7 protein-coding genes are annotated in these 8,035 nt (G+C 58.6%); 3 read left to right on the forward strand and 4 right to left on the reverse strand.

Going from position 1 to position 8,035, the window contains the following annotated elements:
• Positions 1 to 157 precede the first annotated feature (157 nt).
• From C480_RS21030 to C480_RS21040, 3 genes are read right to left on the reverse strand one after another with little or no spacing between them, the layout of a single operon-like run.
• Positions 158 to 1,177, reverse strand: a complete 1,020-nt coding sequence (locus C480_RS21030; RefSeq protein WP_006667683.1) for an NAD(+)/NADH kinase — start codon at positions 1,175 to 1,177, stop codon at positions 158 to 160.
• A 6-nt stretch (positions 1,178 to 1,183) separates the two neighbouring features.
• Entirely contained in the window at positions 1,184 to 2,188 is a 1,005-nt protein-coding gene (locus C480_RS21035) for an alpha-ketoacid dehydrogenase subunit beta (RefSeq protein WP_006667684.1), read from the reverse strand.
• Positions 2,185 to 3,231, reverse strand: coding sequence for a thiamine pyrophosphate-dependent dehydrogenase E1 component subunit alpha (locus C480_RS21040; protein ID WP_049904162.1), 1,047 nt, complete (start codon positions 3,229 to 3,231; stop codon positions 2,185 to 2,187). The genes C480_RS21035 and C480_RS21040 overlap by 4 nt, the downstream gene beginning before the upstream one ends.
• Positions 3,232 to 3,354: 123 nt before the next feature.
• Between C480_RS21040 and C480_RS21045 the strand changes: the two genes are divergently transcribed.
• Together C480_RS21045 and C480_RS21050 are read left to right on the forward strand one after the other, a co-directional pair.
• Positions 3,355 to 4,431 (forward strand): 2,3-butanediol dehydrogenase, encoded by a 1,077-nt coding sequence (locus C480_RS21045; RefSeq protein WP_006667686.1) that lies wholly within the window; start codon positions 3,355 to 3,357, stop codon positions 4,429 to 4,431.
• Between the two features lie 138 nt (positions 4,432 to 4,569).
• Positions 4,570 to 5,262, forward strand: a complete 693-nt coding sequence (locus C480_RS21050) for a lipoyl protein ligase domain-containing protein (RefSeq protein WP_006667687.1) — start codon at positions 4,570 to 4,572, stop codon at positions 5,260 to 5,262.
• A gap of 962 nt (positions 5,263 to 6,224) precedes the next feature.
• Here C480_RS21050 and C480_RS21055 read toward each other — a convergent pair.
• The gene (locus C480_RS21055) at positions 6,225 to 7,568 is read right to left on the reverse strand and encodes a glycoside hydrolase family 68 protein (protein ID WP_049904166.1); all 1,344 of its coding nucleotides are present in this window, start codon (positions 7,566 to 7,568) and stop codon (positions 6,225 to 6,227) included.
• Between the two features lie 217 nt (positions 7,569 to 7,785).
• Here C480_RS21055 and C480_RS21060 point away from each other — a divergent pair.
• Positions 7,786 to 8,035: helix-turn-helix domain-containing protein (locus C480_RS21060; RefSeq protein ID WP_152424134.1), on the forward strand; the 250-nt coding region annotated here is incomplete at its 3' end.

Below are 8,035 nucleotides of genomic sequence, written 5' to 3' on the forward strand. Positions count from 1 at the left end.
CTCCTCGTCGAGCGTCTATCTGAATTCCGTCCGAATCCATTTTCGGACCAACCGAGATTCTCGAAACCGGTCGAGTCACTCGAGACGATCCGTCGAAACGGACACGATAGGTCTGTAGGTATAATCGACTCGATAGTGGCGAAAACGGAACACGAGGTTATCGGTCTCCGATCGGTGTCTCGCTGCTGACGAGGGATCCAGCTGCTGCGGCCGCCTCTAAGGCGGTGTCTACGTCCACGAGACGCGGCCCGTCGGCGGTGGGCGTTATACTGACGATTCCGTCGGTGAGCTCGAGTTCGCGCTCTCCGTCCGCGCTGACGACGCCGTCCGTTACCGCGAAGGTTGCCGGCTCGTCCCAGTCTAGCGGCTCGTGTGCCTCGATACCGACCGTCGTCGTCATTCCCGGTGCGAGAACCGCACGGACGGACCGGTCAGTCTCAGTAGGGTCACCGAGGCGAAGTGCGGCACCACCGGGTGCGTTTGGAGCCAGCGGTTCGATACACCCCGCGACGCTGGTGAGCCCGATGGCTGCGGGATGTGCCCGCGAAACGACGCCACCGAGCAGCTCCGACGGATCGATAACGGCTCGCGTTCCGATGAACGGCCGATCAATGATGCCGACGGTCGCTAGACCGGAGAGTCGCTTCTCTCCGGTGACGTCGTCGGCTCGGACGTCGATCCGTCCGTGACGGTAGGTCACGGCGTCGGCGTCGACCGCGTCGTTCGCGACGGCGGCGGCGGCCGCGCCAGCGACGGTTCCATCGACGGGCGTCGGCACGACGTTGTTCGTTCCCGTCGAGACGGAGACGAGCGGAACGTCGCCGAGTTCGAGCGCCGCGTCGCGGCTCGTCCCGTCGCCGCCGAGAACGACGACGACATCGGCGCTCTCGCGGAAATGCGCTGCGGCGCGCCGCGTGTCCGCGGCTGATTCTGTGATTGGCATCTCGATCGGTTCGATGTCCATCTTGGTGGGTGCTTCCGCGATGGCGTGCGAGGCGATACCAGTCTTGTCCGGCATAACGGCGACACTGGGGGACTCGACGGCGAGAGAGAGGCCGTCGAGAACGCACTCGGCGACACGGCGTTTCGCGTAGTTGTCGACGACGCTCGCACCGCCGGTGAGACGGCGGATGTCGCGGCCGGCCGATGGATTGACGATGAGTCCAACGTGGGCCACGTGTGGTCAGGTTATCCGCCTGATGGCATTCTCGACCCCCTCGCCGTCGGGAAGGACCTCCTGTTCGAGCGGCGTGCTGAACGGCATGTGCGTATCGGGCGTACCGACGCGCTGGATGGGCGCGTCGAGGCTGAAGAACGCCTCTTCCTGTGCCCGCGTGATGATTTCGGCGTGGGTGCCATACGAGAGTGGCGTCTCGTCGGCGACGACCATCCGTCCGGTCTTTCTGAGACTCTCGGCGATAGTTTCAGTGTCGAGCGGATAGAGCGAACGCGGGTCGATGACCTCGACGCTCACGTCACCGGCCAGGCGGTCAGCGACATCGAGTGATTCGCCGACAAGTCGCTGGGTCGCAACCACGGTGACATCCTCGCCCTCGCGTTCGACGGCCGCCTCGCCGATTGGAACGATATAGTCCTCGTCAGTTGGAACATCCCCTTGCTGCTCGTATATCATCTTGTTCTCGAAGACGAACACGGGATCGTTTGACCTGATGGCGGCCTTCGTCAACCCCTTCGCGGCAGCAGCAGTACCCGGCGCGACGGCTTTCAGGCCGGGGAAGTGTGAGATCCACGCGTGAACTGTTCCGGAGTGCTGGCTGGCGGCACCCATCCCACCACCTTCGGTCGCGCGAACGGTGACAGGAATCTCGGTCTTCCCACCGAACATGTACCGCATCTTCGCCATCTGGTTCATGATCTGTTCCATCGAAACGCCGATGAAATCCGAGAACATGAGCTCGATGACAGGGCGCGTTCCGGTTGCGGCCGCTCCCGTCGCAGCACCGACGTACCCGGCTTCGGCGATGGGCGTGTCACGGACCCGTTCCTCGCCGAACTCCTCGTAAAGGTCACCGGTCACCTCGAGGACGCCGCCGAACGCACCGACATCTTCACCCATGATGTAGACATCCTCGTCGCGTGCCAACTCCTCGCGCAATGCCTCTCGGATAGCCTCCCGGACCGTCATCGTCTCCGTCTCTTCCCGCTCGAGTTCTGCTTGAGCAGTCATCGCGAATCACCTCCGCTGGAACCGCCGTCGGTACGGAGGCGGCTCGCGAACTGTTCGACTTCGGGTACCGGTTCGCTGAACATGTCTTCGTAAGCTTCCTCGGGTTCGGGCAGGTCGGAGTTCTGTGCGTATTCAACCGCGTCGGCAATTTCGTCCTCGACCTCGGCCTGGAGCTCTTCGAACTCCGCCTCGGTCAGTTCGCCGCGGTCGATAAGTCGCTCCTTGAAAGACTCGATTGCATCGCGTTCCTTCCACTGTGCGACCTCCTCCTCGTCACGGTAGTTCTGTTCGTCACCTTCGTAGTGGCCGTTGTAGCGGTAGGTCTCGGCTTCAATCATGGTCGGCCCATCACCGGCTCGCGCCCGCTTTCGCGCCTCTTCGACGGCCTCGGTTACGGCCGTCACGTCCATCCCGTCGACTGTGACCCCGGGAATATCGTATGCCTGTGCGGTGTCACTGAGTTGTTTGACGTTATGCTGCTTCTCGACGGGCGTGGCCTCACCGTACTTGTTGTTTTCGACCAGGAAAACCGCCGGAAGATTCCACGTCGAGGCCATGTTCACGGCCTCGTGGACCTGTCCCTGTGCGACCGCTCCGTCGCCAAGGAAGGCCAACGCGACCTGGTCACGGTCCTGGTAGTCGATCGACAACGCGGCACCGGTCGCAAGCGGCGGGCCCGCACCCACGATGCCGTTTGCACCCAGCATCCCGGCGTCCACGTCGGCGATGTGCATTGAACCACCCTTCCCGTTACAGTATCCGCTCCGTTTGCCGAACAGTTCGGCCATCATCAGCTTGGTGTCCAGCCCCTTCGCGATGCAGTGACCGTGACCTCTGTGTGTACTGGTAATGTAATCGTCCGGTTCAAGAGCAGCACATGTCCCGACACCGACCGCCTCCTCACCGATATACAAGTGAACGAATCCGGGAATCTCGCCGTCGGCGAAGTACTCGCCGGCTTTCGTATCGAATTCACGGATCGTCAGCATTCGACGCAAGGCTTCGAGTCTGCCGTCTTCCGTGTCTAGCGTATAATTTGCCATGCTCCGTTAACGCCTACCATACATTAAGACATAATATTATCGATTTTTCATCCAAGACCCCTCACTGGGGGAGCAGTACTCGTCCACTATATTTATCACGGTGCATGGTAACTATCGATTGGTATGAGAGCTGTTACCTATCACGGGCGGAAAGACATCCGTGTCGAGGACGTTGAACAGGAGTCAGTCGGGAGAGGGCAGGTTCGTATCGAGATCGATTCGTGCGGTATCTGTGGCTCAGATCTCCACGAGTACACTGCTGGACCGATCTTCGTACCCGGTGATGAACCGCATCCAGTGTCACAGGAAACGGCACCGATAAGGATGGGACACGAGTTCAGCGGAACCGTCTCTGACGTTGGCGAGGGGGTAACGGGAGTGGATTCGGGTGAGGCTGTCGCCGTCAACCCAATCCTCTCCTGCGGGGAGTGTCGCCAGTGTCGGGAAGGAAACTACCACATCTGTGATTCGATCGGCTTCATCGGACTCTCCGGCGGCGGCGGTGGATTCGCCGAAAGCGTCGTCCTAGACGCGGAACACGCCGTAGCACTCGGTGACGACGTGCCGATCGAGTACGGTGCGCTGGTCGAACCGCTAACCGTCGCGTTGCACGCGGTGCGACGCTCCGGACTTCACTCCGGTGATTCGGTCGCAGTCTTCGGAGCGGGACCGATCGGGTTGGCCGTGATTCAGTGCGCCCGGGTCGCGGGCGCGAGGTCGATATTCGTTTCCGAACCGCGAGAGGCCAGGCGCGACCGCGCAGTAGCGTGTGGCGCGGACGAACTCATCGATCCAGCGAGTACGGATCCCGTCGAGTACATTGCCTCGAATACCGATGGCGGCGTCGACGTTTCGTTCGAGGTCGCGGGTGTCGAAGCCTCGTTCAACGCGGCAATTGAGAGTACGGTTCCGAGCGGTCAGACGACCGTCGTGAGCATCTGGGAGGAAAAAGTGAGCACTCATCCGAACAATCTCGTGCTCGGTGAGCGGACGGTCACTGGAACGCTCGCCTATCTCGGCGGCCCTCGATCCGACGAGGAGTACGGAATGGTGATCGACATGCTCGCCGACGGTCGACTCGATCCCGACCCGTTTATCACCGACCGGATCGGTCTCGAGGAAATCGTCGACGACGGGTTCGAGCGGCTCATCGATCCTGAAAGCGATCACATCAAAATCCTTGTCAAGCCGAACGACTAGCGGCGAATACCGAGCGATCGACTCGCTGCAGGTACCGTCCGAGTAGCCCTCCTCACGCACTCTACTCCCTTCCAGCGTTGGCCGTCTACTGATCAGTACCTATAACGCTTATTTCGGGGGACAACGTCTGTCGGTTGTATGCGTGTACTCCGCGGTCGAGCGTCCACCATCGAACGGGATCACGCGGTAACACAATCACTACTTTCGGAACCGATCGAAACCGCCGTCAGGGTGTGGCGTCCGCTTCGACACGTCGCGTTCGGACCTCGCGACGTCCGGGAAGATCGGTACGAACGGGCGTGTGAAACCGCCAGAAAGTTGGGATACGGAACGTACGAGCGCAGCGTCGGTGGCCGGGCAGTGGCGTACACGGGGACGACCATCTGTTTCGCACATATCGATACGGTGGCCGACCAACGAGCGGGACTGACGGGCCGCTACGAGCGGATTCTCGACCGACTACGGATCGCACTCGATGCCGTCGATGTGGCGGCCGAACGGGGCGAGCCCGAGGCGGCCTTCTGTCCCGGAACGCACTCCCTATCGGCCGGTGGTAAGCTCGTCGGCATCGCCCAACGCGTTCGCCAGAACGCGGCGCTGACGGCCGGCATCGTCGTCCCTCGCGACCGCGACGAACTTATCGCCGTCCTCGAGCCGATTTATGCAGAACTCGATATCCCGTTCGATCCGGACGCCATGGGGAGCATCCGTCAGGCGGGTAGCGAGGCGAGTCCCGAACGCGTCCGTCAAGCTATCGAAGACGCATTAGTCACCGGAAGTGAACGGGATGCTACACAGATCCAGCGAGAACGCGTCCCCGTGGGCATCTAACAGTGCGATCAGCCCACAGTTGGATATTTCGACGCCGCCGGAAATCCTGTACTGTACGATCGTCTCCGTTGCGAGAGGCCGCTGAGATCGGTGCGAAATGAGTGAGACAGAACTTGGAGAGCGAACTCGCAAGATAACCGAAAGCGATCGCGAGTATTCGAGATTTCCTTGAAGAATGTCGACACACGCTCATCCGATAGATGAATCTACCTCGAAGCACCACTCGTTGTCGAACGCGTATCCCCGTCGCTGAATGCGTTTACGTTGTACACTACTGCGGTTCCCCTCATTATAACCCATTATTTCCATCCTATGGATGATGATTGATACAAGTGTATCTATCGGAAAGAGACTTCTGGGTTAGAGGCTATTCGAGATAGTCAGAATGTCTCCCGAATGCCCCATTATGACATGAGTGGTGGTAACAAATCAATGGTGGCTATTACGACTATTTCGAATTTCACTGAAATACATGGCTGTGACCATCACTGAGAATACCGAGCGATATGACTACGTCCAGCGGATAAGTGGTTCCGGGAAGATTCACCAACGACAAACACCGTTGAGGATCCGGATAGAGTATCACGGTTGCACATGAGGACAGGGGGAAAGTGAGGTAGAGAGACAGCGTTGAACCGAACGGTGGAAAAGCGGATGGATTACGAATGTACTATTGTAAATCCTTTTGTGAAGGAGATTGTTGGTACCCACGAGTAGCGTTCAGGGCCAGCCGGAAAACCACCCTCATAGATGCTCAAATCCATAGCTTGATTGGCGCTCAATGGACTCCGTATTGTGTCGAAACCACCAGACAGTTCTCCACCAACAATGTGTTTCACAAGACCGTTCGCTAAGACTACCATGGCCGTCCTCATGACGGAGTAAATCCCTCCCCCTCTCCGTCTATTTTTCAGGGATCCAAACCAAGCGAATAGCAGCACTCACTGGGCAATTGGATTCTCTTATTTCCCTCTTCCGTTCGATCCACCCGAGGGGAGGAAGTGGCCATCGTTGAGTTCGTTTACGACTCGCGTTTCCGTCCCATTGAGTTGCAGCTTTAAACTCGGGGCAAGCGTCCCCCCAAACAGTTCCTTTTGCTCTTCGGGAGGGAGGTATCCGACTTCGTCGAGACTGATTTCACCCCGGGAAGTGTCGTCGAGGCCACGGAAGTTCTCGAAGCTCTCGACGAGTGCGTCGTTCCCCTGGGGCATCGCCAGCCATGAATAGCCCTGGAAAGAGGCCTCCTCGGGGTTGGCAATGACCAGTCCGCTGCCGTTGAGCGGCTCGTAGTCACCATAGAGCGAGTCACTCACGAACCCGTACAGTGCGTCAGGGCCCTGGAGACCGGGAGCAAAGGTGAACTCGTGACTCAGCACGAACAGGTACCACTTGCCGTTCTGGAAGACGTAGTGAGGGCGCTCAAGTTGCTGGTTGACTTCAATGGCTTCGAGGTTCGGCGGGAGCAGCTCCCACTCAGTGAGTCCGTCGTTCGTCGCTCGTGCCACGCCAACGTTCCCGTTATAGCTCTGTGGGTCGTCCGGGTTCTCGCCTTCTGTGGGCGTGTTTCCTTCAAACACAACCATGTCCTCTCCCGTTTCAGGGTGTTGGAAGTACCACGGATCACGGAACGCATAAACGATACCTTGGTCCCGGGACTGCTCTAAGGTCTGGTAAAGTTCCCCGTCAGCCTTACCGATGAGGATGTGTTCCTGCTCTCCAACCACCTCAACGCCATGTGGGCCTGTCTCTAGCGTTGCGCCTTTCGCAAGCGCAAGCCGCTGGCGGAACTCCGGTTCTGCGCTGGTTGGCGTGTAGAAGTGATAGATCTGGTCCTCGCTGCGGTCATACATCGCGGATCCGGCCCACTGGTGATGGCCGAGTGGGTCGTCCAAGGCCGTACCGCCCTCCTGCCAGTCATGGCCGTTCCGGGAATAGAAGTATCGAATTGTTGCCTCGTTGTGACGAGCACCGGGTACGAGGTCCTTCGACGCCGTCAAAGAGAAGACGACTTGCCAGCCGTTGATCTTTGCGATTGAACCGTCGCGGTATCGAAGCGGCCAGGTATCCCAGATCCAGTAGTCGTCCGAGATCACGTCGGAGTTTTCGCTGATCACTGGCGCAGTCAGATCATCTGTGGGTTCAATGTTATTCGCATGTTCACGCGTCCACGCGCTGGCCTCGCCCGTTTCACGTGCGACCCCAGATCCAGTTCCGACTGCCAGTCCGAGGCCGGCCGCGCCAATTGCGCCGGTTGCTTTGAGTACGCCACGTCTATTCAACTCAATATTACTACTTCTATCTCCCATTTCAAACGAGTATTTACTCACTCTGTACTAAAAGATTCCTATCTTGACTATGCTAACTGGAGGGTATTTCATTATCGGCACGGTCTATAGTAACCATTAGAATTTTCAGCCCGTAGACCGTTACTATTTCTAATGGACCACCTCGACGAGATCTCTGTCGAAGAACTTCACGACGCACTCGACAAGGTCGAGGAAAAGAAGCCGACACAACGGCTGNATCTCTGTCGAAGAACTTCACGACGCACTCGACAAGGTCGAGGAAAAGAAGCCGACACAACGGCTGTTAGCGGCAATTGAGTACAAGCACGGTATCACGCAAACCGAACTCGCCGAATGGCACAACACTGGCCGACGAACAATCTACAGTTGGCTCAAGCGACTCGACACTGACGAGTCGCTTGAGCAGGCCGTTACTGATGCTCATCGATCTGGGAGAAAGAGAAAACTCTCAGAAAAAGAGCAGCAAG

The sequence above is a fragment of the Natrialba aegyptia DSM 13077 genome (assembly GCF_000337535.1).
Lineage (GTDB): Archaea > Halobacteriota > Halobacteria > Halobacteriales > Natrialbaceae > Natrialba > Natrialba aegyptia.